This window comes from Mangrovicoccus sp. HB161399 (assembly GCF_013184745.1).
In the GTDB taxonomy this organism is placed as follows: domain Bacteria; phylum Pseudomonadota; class Alphaproteobacteria; order Rhodobacterales; family Rhodobacteraceae; genus Mangrovicoccus.
On the sequence record NZ_JAATVU010000001.1, the window covers coordinates 269,545 to 285,758 of the forward strand.

Genomic DNA, 16,214 nt, shown 5'->3' on the forward strand with positions numbered 1-16,214 from the left:
GGTCTATCTTTTATCTTCAGTCGATCTCGCGCCAGGGGAAGGGCTTCTCGTCGGTGGTGCCCGACTGGTAGAGCACGACGCGCTTGATCCAGACGCCGAGGCGCGCGCCGAATTCGGCGACATGGTCGTTGGGCTGGCCGTAGACCGCCACCCAGATCATCTGCGCGATGGTCACCGCCCAGAGCAGCGTCTCGCCGATGGCGAAAAGGATCAGGAAGACGACCATGTAGATGATCCGCTCGAACCGCCCGTCCCGGGGCAGATAGTCCTCGTCGCTGTCGTCCATGCCGCTCTCCTGTCGCCTGCCGCGAAGGTAGGCATTCCCCGGCCCGCGCGAAAGGGGGCGCTTCGGCTCAGCCGCGGCGATGGGCGAAGAAGCCGCGCAGCAGATCCTCGGACTCGGCGGCGGCAATGCCGTCGATCACCTCGGGGACATGATGTGCCTGCGGATGCGCGAAGACCCGCGCGCCATGGGCGACGCCGCCGGATTTCGGGTCGGAGGCGCCATAGACCACCCGCGCGACCCGGGCTGCCGCCAGCGCCGCGGCGCACATCGCGCAGGGCTCCAGCGTGACATAGAGCACATGGCCCGGCAGGCGTTCGGACCCGGCAGCCGCGCAGGCCTCGCGCAGCGCCAGGATCTCGGCATGGGCAGTCGGATCGCACAGCTCGCGCGTGCGGTTCCCGGCCTGCGCCACGACGTTGCCCCCGGGATCGAGCAGCACCGCGCCGACCGGAACCTCGCCGCGGGCTGCCGCGGCCCGCGCCTCGTCCAGCGCGGCCTCCATGTGGGATGTGAAGCTCATGCCCCGTCTTGCCTCCGGCACGGGATGCGCGCAAGGCTGGAACCGCGGCAGAAAAGCGGATAGGCGCCTTCCATCATGACCGAGACACCCTCCTCCCCCGCCGGCGAGCGCATCGCCAAGGTCCTGGCCCGTGCCGGGGTCGCCTCCCGCCGCGAGGCGGAGACCATCATTGCCGAAGGCCGCGTCCGCGTGAACGGCAAGATCATCAATTCGCCCGCGCTGAACGTCACGGACAGCGACCGCATCCTGGTCGACGGCGCGCCGCTGGCCGAGGCCGAGCCGCCGCGTCTGTGGCTCTACCACAAGCCCGCCGGGCTGGTGACGACGGCGAAGGACGAGAAGGGCCGCGAGACGATCTTCGACAAGCTGCCCGAGGACATGCCGCGGGTGATGAGCGTCGGGCGGCTCGACCTCAATTCCGAAGGGCTGCTGCTGCTGACCAACGATGGCGCCATCAAGCGCAAGCTGGAGCTGCCCGCGACCGGCTGGCTGCGGAAGTACCGCGTGCGGGTCAAGGGCACGCCGGAGGACAAGACGCTGGAACCCCTGCGCAAGGGCGTCACCGTCGAGGGCGAGCGATTCCAGCCGATGGAGATCAGCCTCGACCGCCAGCAGGGCGCGAATGCCTGGCTGACTGTCGGCCTGCGCGAGGGCAAGAACCGGGAAATCCGCCGCGCGATGGAGTCGGTGGGACTGGTGGTGAACCGGCTGATCCGGGTCAGCTACGGTCCGTTCCGGCTGAACGAGCTGGCGCCGGGCGCGGTCGAGGAAGTGAAGGCGCGCGTGCTGAAGGACCAGCTCGGCCTCGGCGAGCACGAGGACAAGCCGCGGCTGAAGCCGCAGCGCACCCGCCGCACCGGGCCGAAACCCGGCGGCAGGCCGCGCGAGGACGATTTCGGCGATCTCGACTCCCGCCGCCCGGCGAAACCCGCGGCCGCCCGCAGCGAGCGTCCTGCCCGCAGTTCGGGCGGGAAAGCGGACTTCGCCAAGGGCCCCCGCTCCGGCGGCAAGCCGGGAGCCCCCCGCGCCGAGCGCTCCGGCGGATTTGCAGATGCGGCCCGCGGCGACCGCCCTGCCCGCGGCGCGGGCGGCAAGCCAGACTTCGCCAACGCCCCCCGCTCCGGCGGCAAACCAGGTGCTCCGTGCGCCGAGCGCTCCGGTGGATTTGCAGATGCGGCCCGCGGCGACCGCCCTGCCCGCGGCGCGGGCGGCAAGCCGGACTTCTCCAAAGGCCCACGCTCCGGCGGCAAGCCAGGTGCTCCGCGCGCCGAGCGCTCCGGCGGATTTGCAGATGCGGCCCGCAGCGACCGCCCTGCCCGCGGCGCGGGCGGCAAGCCGGACTTCGCCAAGGCCCCCCGCTCCGGCGGCAAGCCCGGCGGCCGTCCCGGCCCCGGCGGCCCGCGCCGCACGGACGGGCCGAAGCCGGGTCCCCGCCGCAAATAGGGCCGCAAGCAAGCGGCCGCACTCCGCGGAAAGCGGCGGAGTGCTCCCGCGGCGAAGGCCACGCATCCGAGAGGAGCCGCGAAGGAACCCGCGATCCAGTTCGCCGCAGCCCGGCCAGGCCCAGCGGCCCGAAAGCTGCAGTCAGCCGATCGCAACGGACCCCGGGGCTTTGCCTGACCTGCCCATGGCGCAGGGCGGCCCCGCCCCCGAGGTCCGTTGCGATCGGCCGGCCCTAGCCGGCCACCTCGACGCAGAGCACCGTGGGCAGGTGTCGGGCGATCTCCTGCCAGCTCTCGCCCTCGTCCGCGCTGGCGAAGACCGAACCGGTATTGGTGCCGAAATACACGCCCGCGGGCGTTCCCGGCCCCACCGCCATAGCCTGGCGCAGCACCGTGAAGAAGCACGCCTCCTGCGGCAGCCCCTCGCGGCAGGCCCGCCAGGTCTCGCCCGCATCCCCGGATTTCCAAACAGCCGCCCTGGCATCGGGCGGAAACCGCCCCTGGGTGTCGCCGTTCAGCGGCAGTACCCAGAGCATGTCCGGGTTTTCCCGGTGCACGCCCACCGGGAAGCCGAAGGTGGAGGGCAGCCCGTCGCTGATGTCGTCCCAGCTGCGCCCTCCGTCGCGCGAGCGGAAGACGCCGTGATGGTTCTGCTGGTAGAGCACGTCGCCGGGCCCGCGCCCCATGTTGTGGACGCAATAGCCGATCTCGTCGGGCGATCCGAAGGGACTGCGCGGCGGACTGGCGGTGTTGGAGCGCCGGGTGCGGCGCTCCCAGCTCGCTCCGCCATCCTCGGAGGCGAAGACCCCGGCCGCGGAGATGCCGACCCAGAGCTTCGCCGGGTCGGCCGGGTCGGTGACGATCGTGTGCAGCGTCAGCCCCGCCGCGCCCGGCTCCCATTCTCCGCGGGTCGGGTGGTCGGTGAGACCGGTGAGCTTCTCCCAGGTTTCGCCGCCGTCGTCCGAGACGAACAGGGTCGCGGGCTTGGCCCCGGCCAGCAGCCGTCCGCCCTGCTGCCCCAGCGACCAGAGCGCGTCGACCTCCCCGGTGAAGGGCGCGGGCGGATCGGGCTCCATGCCGAACTGAGCCGCCATCTCCGGCTCGCGCGCCAGCCAGGCATCGGCCTGGCCGTTGGCGAGCTTCGAGAGCTGCCATGTCGCCCCGCCATCCTCCGAGCGCCAGACCCCGGCGCCGAACCACTCGTTGCCGCCCGCCGCCCAGAGCCGGCCGCCCAGCCCGATTGCGTGATTGACCGGCCAGCCGCCGCAGAGCGGTCCGGTCACGGCCCAGCCCGCCTCCTCGCGCAGCAGGAAAAGCCCCTTCGTCGTGCCGACAAGCAATGACGTCCCGGCCATGCCGCCCTCCCAGGTTGCCCTTGGGGAATCATGCCACAAGCGCCGGGCGGGGCAAGCTCAGTCTTCGCCGAGCCCCGGGATCGGCAGCGACATGGTCGCCTTGATCTCCTCCATGCTGAGAAGCGCGGTGACGTTGAAGATCCGCACTTCCTTGATCAGCGCCTGGTAGAAGACGTCATAGGCGCGGGCATTGGCGACCCGGACCTTGAGGATGTAGTCGATGTCGCCGGCCAGCCGGTGCGCCTCCAGCACCTCCGGCCTTTCCCGCAGCGTTTTCAGGAACTTCTGCTGCCATTCGGCCTCGTGCTCGGAGGTGCGGATCAGCACGAAGAAACAGGCCTCCAGCCCCAGCGCCTCGGGGTCCAGCACCACCGTTTCCGCCTTGATCACGCCCGCCTCGCGCAGCTTGCGGATGCGGTTCCAGACCGGGGTTTTCGAGGCGCCGACCCGGCGCGCAATTTCGTCCAGGGACTGGCTTGCATCGCGTTGCAGCGCGTCCAGAATTCTGCGATCTACGGCATCGAGCTGAACAGCCATGGCCAATCTCCCCCTGAAATAGCAAGATCATCCTATCACATGACGGATGGGCGGAAAAAGTTCTTATTTTGGACGGAACCTAGCGGAAATACGGGAATTTGTTCTATATTCCCTGTGACCCGAAACGAAGGACGCCCCCATGGCCCGTGCATTCACCCCCAAGGTCGTCACTGCCAACGACCTGATCGAAGGCGACGTGATCTACCTGACCGAACAGGATCAGTGGACCCGCCAGCACACCGAGGCGGAACTGATCGAGGACGAGGCCCACGCCCAGCTGCGCCTGCTTTTCGCCAACGGCCAGCAGGCCAAGGTGGTCGGCGCCTACCTGGCCGATGCCAAGGCGGGCCCGGACGGCCCCGAGCCCGTCCATTTCCGCGAAGCCTTCCGTGCCAAGGGCCCGTCGAACTACGCCCACGGCAAACAGGAAACCCGGGCCTGAGCCCGCGCAAGCCCCAATCAGGAGCCCGCTCATGTACACGTATTCCGAGTATGACGACGCCTATGTCCGCCGCCGCGTTGCCGAGTTCTCCCAGCAGATCGGGCGACGGATCGACGGCTCGCTGACCGAGGACGAGTTCAAGCCGCTGCGGCTCATGAACGGGCTCTACCTGCAGCTCCATGCCTACATGCTGCGCGTGGCCATCCCCTATGGCACGCTCGACAGCGCCAAGATGGACCAGCTGGCCTACATCGCGGAGAAGTGGGACAAGGGCTACGGCCATTTCACCACCCGCCAGAACATCCAGTACAACTGGCCGAAGCTGCCGGACGTGCCCGCCATCTTGGAGGCGCTGGCCGATGTCGGCATGCATGCGATCCAGACCTCGGGCAACACGATCCGCAACGTGACCGCGGACCATTTCGCCGGCGCCGCCGCCGACGAGATCGAGGATCCGCGTCCCGTCGCCGAGCTGCTGCGCCAGTGGTCCACGGACCATCCGGAATTCCAGTTCATGCCGCGCAAGTTCAAGATCGCCATCACCGGCAGCCCGAACGACCGCGCCGTGACCAAGGCACATGACATCGGCCTGCGCATGGTGCGCAACGAGGCGGGCGAGCCCGGCTTCGAAGTGCTGGTCGGCGGCGGCCTCGGCCGGACCCCGATGATCGGCCAGGTTATCAATCCGTTCCTGCCGAAAGCCGACCTGCTGCCCTATTGCGAGGCGATCGTGTCCGTCTGGAACACGCTGGGCCGCCGCGACAACAAGTACAAGGCGCGCATCAAGATCACCGTCGCCGAGAACGGCATGGACACGTTCCGCGCCCTCGTCGAGGAGCGCTTCGCCGAGATCCGCCCGGAATTCACCGGCGTCGACCAGGAGATCCTGGCGGCGATCGAGAAGGAATTCGCGGCACCGGCCTTCCGCAACGCCCCGGCCGAAGCCTATGACGCGGCCTATGGCGCCGACCCGGTCTTCCGCTCCTGGGCGGACACCAACCTGGCCGAGCACCGCATCGACGGCTATGCCATCGTGACCATCTCGCTGAAGGCCCATGGCCAGACCCCGGGCGACGCGACCGCGGACCAGATGCGCGTGATGGCGGATCTGGCGCGCCGCTACGGCCATGACGAGCTGCGCATCAGCCACGAGCAGAACGTGATTCTGCCGCATGTCCACAAGTCGGACCTGCCGGTGATCCATGCCGAGCTGCTGCGCGCGGGCCTGGCGACGGCCAATGTCGGCCTGATCTCGGACATCATCGCCTGCCCGGGCATGGACTACTGCGCGCTGGCGACGGCCCGCTCGATCCCGGTGGCCGAGCAGATCGCCACCCGTTTCGACGAGCTGAAGCTCGAGCACGAGATCGGCGAGATCAAGATCAAGATCTCGGGCTGCATCAATGCCTGCGGCCACCACCATGTCGGCCATATCGGCATCCTCGGGCTCGACCGCGCGGGCGTGGAGAACTACCAGATCACGCTGGGCGGCGACGGCACCGAAACCGCGGCCGTCGGCGAGCGCACCGGTCCGGGCTTCGCCTATGACGAGATCGTGCCGGCGATCGAGACGATCATCCGGACATACCTGAAGGAGCGCGAGAGCGCGGAGGAGCGCTTCCTCGACTGCTACCGCCGGGTCGGCATCAACCCGTTCAAGCTCGCCCTCTACGGCGAAGACGCGAAGGGGCGTGCCCGTGCCGCTTGAAGCCGTTCCCCTCCCCCCCACGGAGGACCGGGTTGCCTACCTGAACGACAGGTACCGGCACCACTCGGCCACCTCCGTTCTGGAGCGCGCGCTGTCCGACCCCCAGGTCGGGCGCATCGCCATGGTGTCGAGCTTCGGCGCCGAGTCGGTCGCGCTCCTGCACATGGTGGCGGTGATCAACCCGGAGACCCCGGTGCTGTTCATCGACACCCACATGCTGTTCCGCGAAACGCTCGACTACCAGACCGAGGTCGCGGAGAAGCTGGGCCTGACCGACATCCGCCGGATCACCGCGACGCAGGTGCAGCTGGAGGCGCACGACCCCGACGGGCTGCTGCACACGCAGGACACCGATGCGTGCTGCAACCTGCGCAAGACCGTGCCGCTGGAACATGCCCTGTCGCGCTTCGACGCCTGGATCACCGGCCGCAAGCGGTTCCAGAGCGCGACCCGCGCCGCGCTGGACTTCTTCGAGGCCGACGGGCCGAACCGGATCAAGGTCAACCCGCTGGCCCATTGGGCGCCGCAGGATGTCCAGGACTACATGGTCAACAACCGCCTGCCCCGCCACCCGCTGGTGGCCCAGGGCTATCCCTCCATCGGCTGCGCGCCCTGCACCTCCAAGGTCGCGCCGGGCGAAGACCCGCGCGCCGGACGCTGGCGCAACCAGCAGAAGGAGGAATGCGGGATTCACTTCATCAACGGCAAGGTCGTGCGCGGCCCGCTGCCGAAAGGAGACGCAGCATGAGCGTGATCGTCACCGACAGCGGATTTGCCGCCGAGGACTGGGCCGCGGATTTCATCGCCCTGGGCGAATTGCCCGCCGAGCATGACGGCGCGCTGGCCGTGGACGTGCCGTCGGACGGCGACGTCTCCGCCCTGAAGGACCGCGTCGGCGAGATCGACCTGATCCGCATCGACTTCCCCAGCTTCTCCGACGGCCGCGGCTTCACCCTCGCGGGCCAGCTGCGCCGCATGGGCTACCAGGGCCGCCTGCGCGCCCGCGGCCATGTCATCGCCGACCAGTACGCGATGGCCCGCCGGATGGGGATCGACGAGGTGGAGATCTCCGACGATCTTGCCGCCCGCCAGCCCGAGGACCAGTGGACCTTCCGCGCCGACTGGACCGCGTTCCACCACCAGGCCCGCCTGCGCGGCTGATCTGGATCAAGGAAAGATGTAACGGCTGCGCGGTTTATGCTGCTATGCAGCGGCGCGCGCCCATGCGATGAAGGCCGAGAGTATGACGATTCAAGAAAACATGACCGATTCCGCCATCACCTCCAAGCCGGTGACCCTGCCCGACGCCCAGACCGTGACCGAAGTCCAGCACTATACCGACCGGCTGTTCCGCTTCCGCTGCACCCGGCCGCAGTCGCTGCGCTTCCGTTCGGGCGAATTCGTGATGATCGGCCTGATGGGCGATCCCGACCCCAAGACCGGCAAGCAGAAGCCGCTCCTGCGCGCCTATTCCATCGCCTCCCCCTCCTGGGACGAGGAGCTGGAATTCTACTCGATCAAGGTCCAGGACGGCCCGCTGACCTCGAAGCTGCAGCACCTGAAGGTCGGCGACCACGTCATCCTGCGCCCGAAACCCGTCGGCACGCTGGTGCATGACGCGCTGCTGCCGGGCAAGCGGCTGTGGTTTTTCTCCACCGGCACCGGCTTCGCGCCTTTCGCCTCGCTGCTGCGCGAGCCGCAGACCTACGAGGATTACGACGAGATCGTGATCACCCATACCTGCCGCGACGTGGCCGAGCTGACCTACGGCGCCGAGCTGATCGAGAGCCTGAAGACCGACGAGCTGCTCAACGAGCTGATCGGCGAGGGCTTCTGGAAGAAGATCCGCTACTACCCGACGACCACCCGCGAGGAGAGCCCGAAAATGGGCCGGATCACCACGCTGCTCAAGGACGGCACCGTGTTCCGCGATCTCGGCATCGAGTCGGGCCGCATGGATCCGGCGACCGATCGCGCGATGATCTGCGGCTCGATGGGCCTGAACCTCGATCTCAAGGAGATCCTCGAGGGCTGGGATCTGCACGAGGGCGCCAATTCCGACCCGCAGCAATTCGTCGTCGAGAAAGCCTTCGTCGGCTGACATCGCCAATCAGGCCGCAAACGCAGCGCAAGCGCGATTTTCCCCGGAAAACGGGGCAGATCGCGCTTGAAACGCTGCGTTTGCGGCTCTATCTTTACGCACCAATCCCGATCACTATCGAAGGAACGCTGACATAGCTCGCAGACCCCATAACGCGCCCCCGACGCGTGACACCGGCCCCCGCATCAATGGACGGATCCGGGCGCCTGAAATCCGGCTTATCGGTGCTGACGGCGAAAACGTCGGCGTCTGCACGCCCTCGCGCGGCATGGAACTTGCCGAGCGCGCAGGGCTGGACCTGGTGGAGATATCGCCCAACGCGGTGCCCCCGGTCTGCAAGATCATGGATTTCGGCAAATACAAGTACGAGACCCAGAAGCGGGAAAGCGAGGCCCGCAAGAAGCAGAAGATCATCGAAGTCAAGGAAGTGAAGTTCCGTCCGGGAACCGACACCCATGACTACGAAGTGAAGATGAAGAACGTCTTCAAGTTCCTGGAAAAGGGCGACAAGGTGAAGATCACCCTGCGTTTCCGCGGCCGCGAGATGGCCCATCAGAACCTGGGCCGCGAACTTCTCGAACGCGTCGCCGAGGACGTGAAGGAAATCGGCAAGGTCGAGAACATGCCGAAGATGGAAGGCCGCCAGATGGTCATGATGATCGGTCCTTCCGCGAAGTGACCGCGGACCGGAACCGGAGGCAGAGGGGCGCTAGGCGCCCCTTTTTCTTTGCCCGGTGCCTGTCCATTCCGCAGCGCGGCACCGCCTGAGACGGCAGAATCGACGGAGTTCCGCGCAATCCGGGCAAGTCATGGCAAGTTCACTTTTACCTGAGGCAGCCGACACCTATCTATGGAGGAGTCCGGACCCGGTCTAGGCAGGGGAACCGGCCGGAACGACAGGCGGAGACTCACTTGCAACGTATCGCATTCTTTCTGCTCCTGGCGCTGATCGTCTACGTGGCTTTCGGGGGGGCTGGCTGATGGCGCGGCGCTATGCTGGCAGCTATAGCCCGGACCCGGCCGCGGAGGCAGCGCCAAGAGCCCATCCCTGGCAGGGCAAGGTGCCGACGCGCATGGGCGCGCGGGTGAACATCCTGTTCGCCCTGCCCTTCCTCTTCGTGATCCCGGCCTTCTTCTCGCCGCCCCTGGAAATGGCCGCCGATCTGGCCGCCTTCGGGGCGATGATGCTCGCGGCCTGGCTGACCCGCGAGGGCATCCGCGCCGAGGCCGCCTATGACGCGCGCACCGTCGCGCGGCGCCCGGCCATCCCGCGCAAGCTGTTCGGCTCGGCGGCGATGGGGATCGGGCTCGGCATCGCCGCCGCCCCGGGCGGCGGCCCGTTGGTCGGCGGGCTGCTCGGCGCGATCGGCGCGGGGCTGCACCTGATGGCCTTCGGTCCAGACCCGATGAAGAGCAAGGGCATCGCCACCGACGATTTCCAGTCCGGACGCGTCGCCCGCGCGGTCGACAGCGCCGAGGCCGAACTGGCCGCGATGCATCGCGCGCTCGACCCGCTGAAGGACCGCGAGCTGGAGCTGGTCGTCGCCCGCTTCCAGGCCACCGCCCGCGAGATGTTCCGCACCGTCGAGCAGGATCCGCGCGACCTGACCGCCGCGCGCAAGTACCTGGGCGTCTACCTGTCCGGCGCCCGCGAGGCGTCCGAGAAATACGCCGCCTACTATGCCCGCAGCCGCGAACCGGCCGCGCGCAGGGACTTCATGGCGCTGCTCGACGACCTCGACCGGAATTTTTCGAAAAAGACGGAAACCTTGCTTCTGGACGACCGTTCCCAGCTTGACATCGAGATGGAAGTGCTGAGAGAGCGGCTGTCGCGGGAGCCTCATCTGAGCTCGCCGAGGACAGACGAATGACCGACACCAAGCTCCAGTCCGACATCGCCGATCTGGCCGCGACCGCGCTGCCGGAACCGGCGGAGCCGCCTGCGCTGCAGCCCGGGAAACAGGCCGAGATCGAGCGCCGCATGGCCGAGATCCGCATCGGCGACACCGGCACGATCATCGGCTTCGGCTCGGCCGCGCAGGCCGAGTTGCAGACGATCAGCCAGGCGATGCTGGCCGATGTGCGCAACAAGGATCTGGGCCCGGCAGGCGACAGCCTGCGCGACATGGTGGCGACGATCCGCGGCTTCTCGACCGAGGAGCTGGACCCCGGCCGCAAGCGCAGCTGGTGGGAGAAGCTGACCGGCAAGCGCGGCGACGTCGCGAAGTTCATGTCGCAATACGAGGACGTGCAGGCCCAGATCGACGAGATCACCGGCAGCCTCGAAAAGCACGAGCACACGCTCCTGAAGGACATCAAGGGGCTCGACCTGCTCTACGGCAAGACGCTGGCCTTCTATGACGAGCTGGCGCTCTACATCGCTGCGGGCGAGATGCGGCTGGCCTCGATCGACGCCAACGACATTCCCGCCAAGGAAGCCGAGGTGCAGGCCGCGCCCGAGGGCGACCAGGTCATGACCGCGCAGGAGCTGCGCGACCTGCGCGCCGCGCGCGACGACCTGGAACGCCGGGTGCACGACCTGAAGCTCACCCGCCAGGTCACCATGCAGTCCCTGCCCTCGATCAGATTGGTGCAGGAAAACGACAAGGCGCTGATCACCAAGATCAACTCGACGCTCGTCAACACCGTGCCGCTGTGGGAGACGCAGCTGGCCCAGGCGCTGACCATCCAGCGCTCGGCCGCCGCCGCGAATGCGGTGAAGGAGGCCAGCGACCTGACCAACGAGCTTCTGACCTCGAATGCCGCCAACCTGCGCCAGGCCAATGCCCAGGTGCGCGAGCAGACCGAGCGCGGCGTCTACGACATCGAGGCGATCAAGACCGCCAATGCCGAGCTGATCGCGACGATCGAGGACAGCCTGCGCATCGCCGACGAGGGCAAGGAACGGCGCGCGGCCGCGGAAAGGGACCTGCTCCAGATGGAAGCCGAGCTGCGCGACACGCTGGCCTCGGCCAAGTCGCGCGGAACCTCCGGGGCCTGACGCAACATGGGGAACACGGGGCGGAAAACCGGCGGCTGGGCAACGGCCGCGATGCTTCTGGTGCTGGCGGGGTGCTTCTCCCCCGGATCGGCCCCCGACCCCGCGCCCGAGAAGCCGCGGCTGGTGCAGAGCTCGCCGCGGCCGCAGCCCAACCCGGTTCCCGAGGAAAGCCCGATCCGCGACATGCCGGTCGCGTCCAGCGACGAGCTGGTGCGCCGCTACGGGCTGCTCGAATCCCGGCTGATCTCGGCCGGACGGCTGCGCGAGGATACCGGCGGGCTGGACGGCATCGACGCCGACCGGCTGGCCACCAATTTCATCCGCATCGCGCTGCATGACGAATACACCCCCGTCGAGGGCGGCACCTTCATCGCGCAGGAAAGCGCCAGCCGCCTGCGCCGCTGGGACGCGCCCGTCGAGGTCTCGATGACCTTCGGCGACTCCGTCCCCCCCGGCCAGCGCGACGCCGACCGCGCCGAGGCCGCCGAGGTGGTGCGCATCATCGCCGACTCCAGCGGCCACCCGATCCGGATGACCGAGGGCGAGGGCAATTTCAGCGTCTTCGTCGTCAACGAGGACGAGCGGCTGAAGCTGCGCCCGGAGCTGCGACGCCGCGTGCCCGGCATCTCTGACCCGGTGGTCGAGTCGATGCTCGACATCCTGCCCTCGACCTTCTGCCTGGTGGTGGCCTTCTCGTCCCCCGAAGCGCCCCAGACCTATGTCCGCGCCGTCGCCATCATCCGCGGCGAGCACCCGCCCCGCCTGCGCCGCGGCTGCTTCCACGAGGAGCTGGCCCAGGGCATGGGGCTGGCCAATGACAGCCGCGAGGCGCGCCCCTCGATCTTCAACGACGACGAGGAATACACGAGGCTGACCGACCAGGACCGGCTGATGCTGAAGATGCTCTACGACCGGCGCCTGCACCCCGGCATGGACGTGGCCGAGGCCTCCGCGCCGGTGCACGAGATCGCCGAGGAGCTCCTGCCGCCGCCGGTCGCCGCCGCCCCGGCCGCGCCGGAGCCCGCCCCGGTCGAAGTGGCCGCCGCGCCCGCGGTCCAGCAGGAGTGATGCCCCGCCGGGTTGGCCCGCCGCCCGCCCCGTGCCATAACCGTCGCAGCGACGCCCCCCGAGAAGGACCAAGCGCATGTTTTCGTTCCTGTCCGGCGAGTTCATCGATGTCATCGACTGGGTGGACAGCACCCGCGACACGATGGTCTGGCGGTTCGAGCGCCACGGCCATGCCATCAAGTACGGCGCAAAGCTGACCGTGCGCGAGGGCCAGACCGCTGTCTTCGTCCACGAGGGCCAGCTGGCCGATGTCTTCACCCCCGGCCTCTACATGCTGGAGACCAACAACATGCCGGTGCTGACCACGCTGCAGCACTGGGACCACGGGTTCCGCTCGCCCTTCAAGTCCGAGGTCTATTTCGTCTCGACCGTGCGCTTCAACGGGCTGAAATGGGGCACCAAGAATCCGCTGATGCTGCGCGATCCGGAATTCGGCCCGGTGCGGCTGCGCGCCTTCGGCACCTATTCGATCCGGGTGAAGGACGCCGCGCGCTTCATGACGGAAATCGTCGGCACCGACGGCGAATTCACCTCCGACGAGATCGCCTTCCAGATCCGCAACATCATCGTCCAGGAATTCTCCCGCGTGGCGGCCAGCTCCGGCATCCCGGTGCTCGACATGGCGGCCAACACCGCCGAGTTCGGCAAGCTGATGGCCGAGCGCATCTCGCCGACGCTCGAGGGCTACGGGCTGGAGATGCCGGAACTCTACATCGAGAACATCTCGCTGCCGCCGGCGGTCGAGGCCGCGCTCGACAAGCGCAGCTCGATGGGGATCATCGGCGATCTTGCCGCCTACCAGCATTACTCGGCCGCAGAGGCGATGACCCGCGCCGCCGAGACGCCGAATTCCGGCATGGGTGCCGGGATCGGCATGGGCATGGGGATGGGAATGGGCCAGCAGATGGCGCAGGGGCCCTGGGGCGCGCGGTCCCAGAGCTACCAGCCGCCGCAGGCCGCCGTACAGCCGGTGCCGCCGCCGCCCCCGCCGGTGGAGCATGTCTGGCACATCGCAGAGAACGGCCAGACCACCGGGCCCTATTCCAAGGCGCGTCTCGGCCGGATGGTGACCGAAGGCGGGCTGCGGCGCGACAGCTATGTCTGGACCCAGGGCCAGGACGGCTGGAAGCGCGCCGAAGACGTCACCGAGCTGGCGCAGCTCTTCACCGTGATGCCGCCGCCCCCGCCGCCGCCCGGCCCCTGATCCGTCCGCCCCGCCGCCGAAGGGGCCCGTTCCGCGAGACCGTCCGCCCGAGATGACCACGCCTCCCCCGCCCCCCGGCGCGCCGAGCGTCACCGCCACCGCGCCCGAGCACCGCTTCCCCTGCGAGGCCTGTGGCGCCGCCATGCGCTTCGACCCGCGCTTGGGCGCGCTGGTCTGCGACCATTGCGGCCATGTCGCCGAGGTGGATGACCGCAACGGTCCCTGGGGCGCGCCGAACGCGATCCGCGAGCTCGATTTCCGCGCCGCCCTCGCCAATCAGCTGGATGCTGCCGACCTGGAGGAGACCCAGGTCTTCCATTGCCGCTCCTGCGGTGCCGAGGTGGAGTTCCAGCCCGGCGTGCATTCCGGCGAATGCCCGTTCTGCGCCACGCCGATCGTCGGCGACAGCGGCCCCAGCCGCCATATCAAGCCGAAGGGTCTGGTCCCCTTCGCCGTCAGCGAGGCCGATGCCCGCGAGGCGATGACCCGCTGGCTCGGGCGGCTCTGGTTCGCGCCTTCGGGCCTGCAGCAATACGCCCGCAAGGGCCGCCGGATGGAAGGGATCTACATCCCCTACTGGACCTTCGACGCCCAGACCCGGTCAAGCTATTCCGGCCAGCGCGGCACGGTGTACTTCCAGAGCCGCCGCCGCAGCGACGGGAGCGTCGAGCAGGTCGCCAAGGTCCGCTGGAGCCCCGCCCGCGGCCGGGTGGCGCGGTTCTTCGACGACGTGCTTGTGCCGGGCAGCCGCAGCCTGCCCGCCGAGATGGTCTCCGGCCTGCCGCCCTGGGACCTGTCTCGGCTGGAGCCCTACAAGCCGGAATACCTGGCCGGACTGCGCGCCGAGGCCTACGGGATCGAGCTGGACGAAGCCTTCCACGCGGCCCGCGCCCATATGGACCAGGTGATCGCGCGGGACGTGCGCTTCGACATCGGCGGCGACCGCCAGCGCATCCACCGCATCGACACCGAGGTCGCCGCGGTCACCTTCAAGCATGTGCTGCTTCCAGTCTGGGTCGGCGTCTACCGCTACCGCGGCGAGGCCTACCGGCTGCTGGTCAACGCCCAGTCCGGCCGCGTCCAGGGCGCCCGGCCCTGGTCCGCCTGGAAGATCGCCGCCGCCGTCCTCCTCGGCCTCGCCGCCGCGGCCGCCATCGGCTATGCGATCGCCCTCAACCAGGGCCTGTAGTCCGGGCACTCGCGTCCGAACGGATCGACCTTGCCCCCGGAACCCGGACCGGGGCGATATTCACTATGCCGCGATCTGGGCGGCCATGTCGATCCTTGCCTGCTACGGTGTCTGGTATCGGATGCTCGAATGGCGGTGACCTTGCCCCCGGCTCCCGAGCTGGGAGTTAAGGTACTTCCAGGGAGAGGGACTGAATAGCCCCGCGTTTCTTAGACGCCTTCATGTCTCAGTTTCTGCTGCCGCTCGAAGTCGACGGGCGACAGCATTCCGTTCCGGGCGTGCTTGCGCTTGGCGTTGTCGAACAATTCGATGCAGTCGAACACATCCCGTCTGGCCTCTGGCCGGGCCGCGGACCGAGCATTGTGGCTCAGCATGGGCTCTGTTGCGCAAATGCGGCTTGGGATTCACGGCGCAAATCCAGCATGATAGCTGGCGGCCATGAGCGGACCGGCGAAGACCACGTAAAGACCACGTAAAGACCACCAACAGGCACAGCTACAATCAGGCGCTGAGGCAGCGCGGCTCGCTGACTGTCTGGTTCGATCCCTCCATGCAATGGGACGCGGTGCCGTCAGGTCGGCGCGGCCGCCAGCAAGCGTACAGCGAATGAGGAGGATCAGGAATGGCGTTGTTGCGCAAATCCAGAGGAATTCATCCTGTGAATCCAGCATGCTAGCTGTGCGGCATGAGCAGACCTCCCAAGACGACGTACAAGACCACCAACTGGAAGAGCTACAATCAGGCACTGAGGCAGCGCGGCTCGCTGACCGTCTGGTTCGATCCCTCGATGCAATGGGACGCGGTGCCGTCCGGGCGTCGCAGCCGCCAGCAGGCATTTAGCGACGCCGCAATCCAGGCCTGCCTGACCCTCAAGGTCCTGCTCGGACTGCCCCTCCGCCAGGCCACCGGTTTCGTGGCGAGCTTGCTGGAGCTCTCCGGGCTGGACTGGTCGGTGCCGGATTTCAGCACCCTGTCCCGACGCCAGAAGACCCTGGACGTGACCATCCCGTATCGCGGTCCCAAGGGTCCGCTGCACTTGCTCGTCCCCTCTCGGGCATTGCTGCGCAATGCCCTGCCGGGCAGCGGACGGCACCGGCATCAAGCTGGAAGGCGAAGGGTGCGGAGCGACCGTGGCCCCGGCGGGGCCGCAAAAGCGCGCGGCACGGCACAGCCGAAAGCACGGCGCCTCGAAGCGCCGGGTCTGGCGCAAGATCCACATCGGCATAGACGAGAAAACATTGGAGATCCGGGCGGTCGAGGTCACCTCCAGCAATGTCGGCGACGCGCCGATGCTGCCGGAACTCCTGAAGCAGATCGGCCCGGACCAGGACATCGCGACGGTCACTGCCGACGGTGCCTAC

At 68.2% G+C, this 16,214-nt stretch carries 16 protein-coding genes and 3 pseudogenes; 14 read left to right on the plus strand and 5 right to left on the minus strand.

Annotation, left to right across the window (positions count from 1 at the left end):
- Positions 1-16: 16 nt before the first annotated feature.
- Positions 17-286, minus strand: coding sequence for a DUF4389 domain-containing protein (locus HCC78_RS01255; protein ID WP_172326908.1), 270 nt, complete (start codon positions 284-286; stop codon positions 17-19).
- Positions 287-353: 67 nt separating this feature from the next.
- Complete coding sequence (locus tag HCC78_RS01260) at positions 354-806, minus strand: nucleoside deaminase (protein ID WP_172326909.1); 453 nt, start codon at positions 804-806, stop codon at positions 354-356.
- A gap of 75 nt (positions 807-881) precedes the next feature.
- Here HCC78_RS01260 and HCC78_RS01265 point away from each other — a divergent pair, with 75 nt between their 5' ends.
- A complete protein-coding gene (locus tag HCC78_RS01265; RefSeq protein ID WP_172326910.1) occupies positions 882-2,249 on the plus strand; it encodes a pseudouridine synthase in 1,368 nt (455 codons plus the stop codon).
- Between the two features lie 232 nt (positions 2,250-2,481).
- Here the strand turns inward: HCC78_RS01265 and HCC78_RS01270 are convergent, their stop codons facing one another.
- Both HCC78_RS01270 and HCC78_RS01275 read right to left on the minus strand, forming a co-directional pair.
- The gene (locus HCC78_RS01270) at positions 2,482-3,603 is read right to left on the minus strand and encodes a sialidase family protein (protein WP_172326911.1); all 1,122 of its coding nucleotides are present in this window, start codon (positions 3,601-3,603) and stop codon (positions 2,482-2,484) included.
- A 57-nt stretch (positions 3,604-3,660) separates the two neighbouring features.
- A complete protein-coding gene (locus tag HCC78_RS01275) occupies positions 3,661-4,140 on the minus strand; it encodes an Lrp/AsnC family transcriptional regulator (protein ID WP_172326912.1) in 480 nt (159 codons plus the stop codon).
- A 139-nt stretch (positions 4,141-4,279) separates the two neighbouring features.
- On the opposite strand from HCC78_RS01275, the gene HCC78_RS01280 reads away from it, so the two are divergent.
- The 11 genes from HCC78_RS01280 to HCC78_RS01330 all read left to right on the plus strand — a co-directional run bounded on the left by HCC78_RS01280 (position 4,280) and on the right by HCC78_RS01330 (position 14,853).
- Positions 4,280-4,582, plus strand: coding sequence for a DUF2849 domain-containing protein (locus HCC78_RS01280; RefSeq protein ID WP_172326914.1), 303 nt, complete (start codon positions 4,280-4,282; stop codon positions 4,580-4,582).
- A gap of 31 nt (positions 4,583-4,613) precedes the next feature.
- The gene (locus HCC78_RS01285; protein ID WP_172326915.1) at positions 4,614-6,290 is read left to right on the plus strand and encodes a nitrite/sulfite reductase; all 1,677 of its coding nucleotides are present in this window, start codon (positions 4,614-4,616) and stop codon (positions 6,288-6,290) included.
- Positions 6,280-7,038 carry a phosphoadenylyl-sulfate reductase gene (locus HCC78_RS01290; RefSeq protein WP_172326916.1) on the plus strand — a complete coding sequence of 253 codons (759 nt, stop codon included), beginning with the start codon at positions 6,280-6,282 and terminating at the stop codon, positions 7,036-7,038. Before HCC78_RS01285 ends, HCC78_RS01290 begins: the two co-directional genes overlap by 11 nt.
- Positions 7,035-7,451 carry a DUF934 domain-containing protein gene (locus tag HCC78_RS01295; protein ID WP_172326917.1) on the plus strand — a complete coding sequence of 139 codons (417 nt, stop codon included), beginning with the start codon at positions 7,035-7,037 and terminating at the stop codon, positions 7,449-7,451. Before HCC78_RS01290 ends, HCC78_RS01295 begins: the two co-directional genes overlap by 4 nt.
- Before the next feature lie 82 nt (positions 7,452-7,533).
- Positions 7,534-8,391, plus strand: coding sequence for a ferredoxin--NADP reductase (locus HCC78_RS01300; protein ID WP_172326918.1), 858 nt, complete (start codon positions 7,534-7,536; stop codon positions 8,389-8,391).
- Positions 8,392-8,524: 133 nt separating this feature from the next.
- The gene (infC, locus tag HCC78_RS01305; RefSeq protein WP_172326945.1) at positions 8,525-9,070 is read left to right on the plus strand and encodes a translation initiation factor IF-3; all 546 of its coding nucleotides are present in this window, start codon (positions 8,525-8,527) and stop codon (positions 9,068-9,070) included.
- 301 nt (positions 9,071-9,371) lie between these two features.
- Positions 9,372-10,262 carry a 5-bromo-4-chloroindolyl phosphate hydrolysis family protein gene (locus HCC78_RS01310; RefSeq protein WP_172326919.1) on the plus strand — a complete coding sequence of 297 codons (891 nt, stop codon included), beginning with the start codon at positions 9,372-9,374 and terminating at the stop codon, positions 10,260-10,262.
- Complete coding sequence (locus HCC78_RS01315) at positions 10,259-11,392, plus strand: toxic anion resistance protein (protein WP_172326920.1); 1,134 nt, start codon at positions 10,259-10,261, stop codon at positions 11,390-11,392. The genes HCC78_RS01310 and HCC78_RS01315 overlap by 4 nt, the downstream gene beginning before the upstream one ends.
- A gap of 6 nt (positions 11,393-11,398) precedes the next feature.
- On the plus strand, positions 11,399-12,460 hold the full coding sequence (locus HCC78_RS01320; RefSeq protein ID WP_172326921.1) for a DUF2927 domain-containing protein: 1,062 nt from the start codon (positions 11,399-11,401) through the stop codon (positions 12,458-12,460).
- Positions 12,461-12,536: 76 nt separating this feature from the next.
- A complete protein-coding gene (locus tag HCC78_RS01325) occupies positions 12,537-13,664 on the plus strand; it encodes an SPFH domain-containing protein (protein WP_172326922.1) in 1,128 nt (375 codons plus the stop codon).
- Between the two features lie 52 nt (positions 13,665-13,716).
- Entirely contained in the window at positions 13,717-14,853 is a 1,137-nt protein-coding gene (locus HCC78_RS01330) for a TFIIB-type zinc finger domain-containing protein (RefSeq protein WP_172326923.1), read from the plus strand.
- 209 nt (positions 14,854-15,062) lie between these two features.
- Here HCC78_RS01330 and HCC78_RS01335 read toward each other — a convergent pair.
- A pseudogene (locus HCC78_RS01335) lies at positions 15,063-15,197 on the minus strand (IS3 family transposase); the annotation flags it as partial.
- Between the two features lie 119 nt (positions 15,198-15,316).
- On the opposite strand from HCC78_RS01335, the pseudogene HCC78_RS01340 reads away from it, so the two are divergent.
- A pseudogene (locus HCC78_RS01340) lies at positions 15,317-15,454 on the plus strand (IS5/IS1182 family transposase); the annotation flags it as partial.
- An 84-nt stretch (positions 15,455-15,538) separates the two neighbouring features.
- A pseudogene (locus HCC78_RS01345) lies at positions 15,539-16,214 on the plus strand (IS5 family transposase); the annotation flags it as partial.

What these genes read in the sequence shown, in the direction of transcription:
- HCC78_RS01255 (WP_172326908.1), bottom strand. Translation starts at nt 286, where the DNA reads ATGGACGACAGCGACGAGGACTATCTGCCCCGGGACGGGCGGTTCGAG.
- HCC78_RS01260 (WP_172326909.1), bottom strand. Translation starts at nt 806, where the DNA reads ATGAGCTTCACATCCCACATGGAGGCCGCGCTGGACGAGGCGCGGGCC.
- HCC78_RS01265 (WP_172326910.1), top strand. Translation starts at nt 882, where the DNA reads ATGACCGAGACACCCTCCTCCCCCGCCGGCGAGCGCATCGCCAAGGTC.
- HCC78_RS01270 (WP_172326911.1), bottom strand. Translation starts at nt 3,603, where the DNA reads ATGGCCGGGACGTCATTGCTTGTCGGCACGACGAAGGGGCTTTTCCTG.
- HCC78_RS01275 (WP_172326912.1), bottom strand. Translation starts at nt 4,140, where the DNA reads ATGGCTGTTCAGCTCGATGCCGTAGATCGCAGAATTCTGGACGCGCTG.
- HCC78_RS01280 (WP_172326914.1), top strand. Translation starts at nt 4,280, where the DNA reads ATGGCCCGTGCATTCACCCCCAAGGTCGTCACTGCCAACGACCTGATC.
- HCC78_RS01285 (WP_172326915.1), top strand. Translation starts at nt 4,614, where the DNA reads ATGTACACGTATTCCGAGTATGACGACGCCTATGTCCGCCGCCGCGTT.
- HCC78_RS01295 (WP_172326917.1), top strand. Translation starts at nt 7,035, where the DNA reads ATGAGCGTGATCGTCACCGACAGCGGATTTGCCGCCGAGGACTGGGCC.
- HCC78_RS01300 (WP_172326918.1), top strand. Translation starts at nt 7,534, where the DNA reads ATGACGATTCAAGAAAACATGACCGATTCCGCCATCACCTCCAAGCCG.
- HCC78_RS01310 (WP_172326919.1), top strand. Translation starts at nt 9,372, where the DNA reads ATGGCGCGGCGCTATGCTGGCAGCTATAGCCCGGACCCGGCCGCGGAG.
- HCC78_RS01315 (WP_172326920.1), top strand. Translation starts at nt 10,259, where the DNA reads ATGACCGACACCAAGCTCCAGTCCGACATCGCCGATCTGGCCGCGACC.
- HCC78_RS01320 (WP_172326921.1), top strand. Translation starts at nt 11,399, where the DNA reads ATGGGGAACACGGGGCGGAAAACCGGCGGCTGGGCAACGGCCGCGATG.
- HCC78_RS01325 (WP_172326922.1), top strand. Translation starts at nt 12,537, where the DNA reads ATGTTTTCGTTCCTGTCCGGCGAGTTCATCGATGTCATCGACTGGGTG.
- HCC78_RS01330 (WP_172326923.1), top strand. Translation starts at nt 13,717, where the DNA reads ATGACCACGCCTCCCCCGCCCCCCGGCGCGCCGAGCGTCACCGCCACC.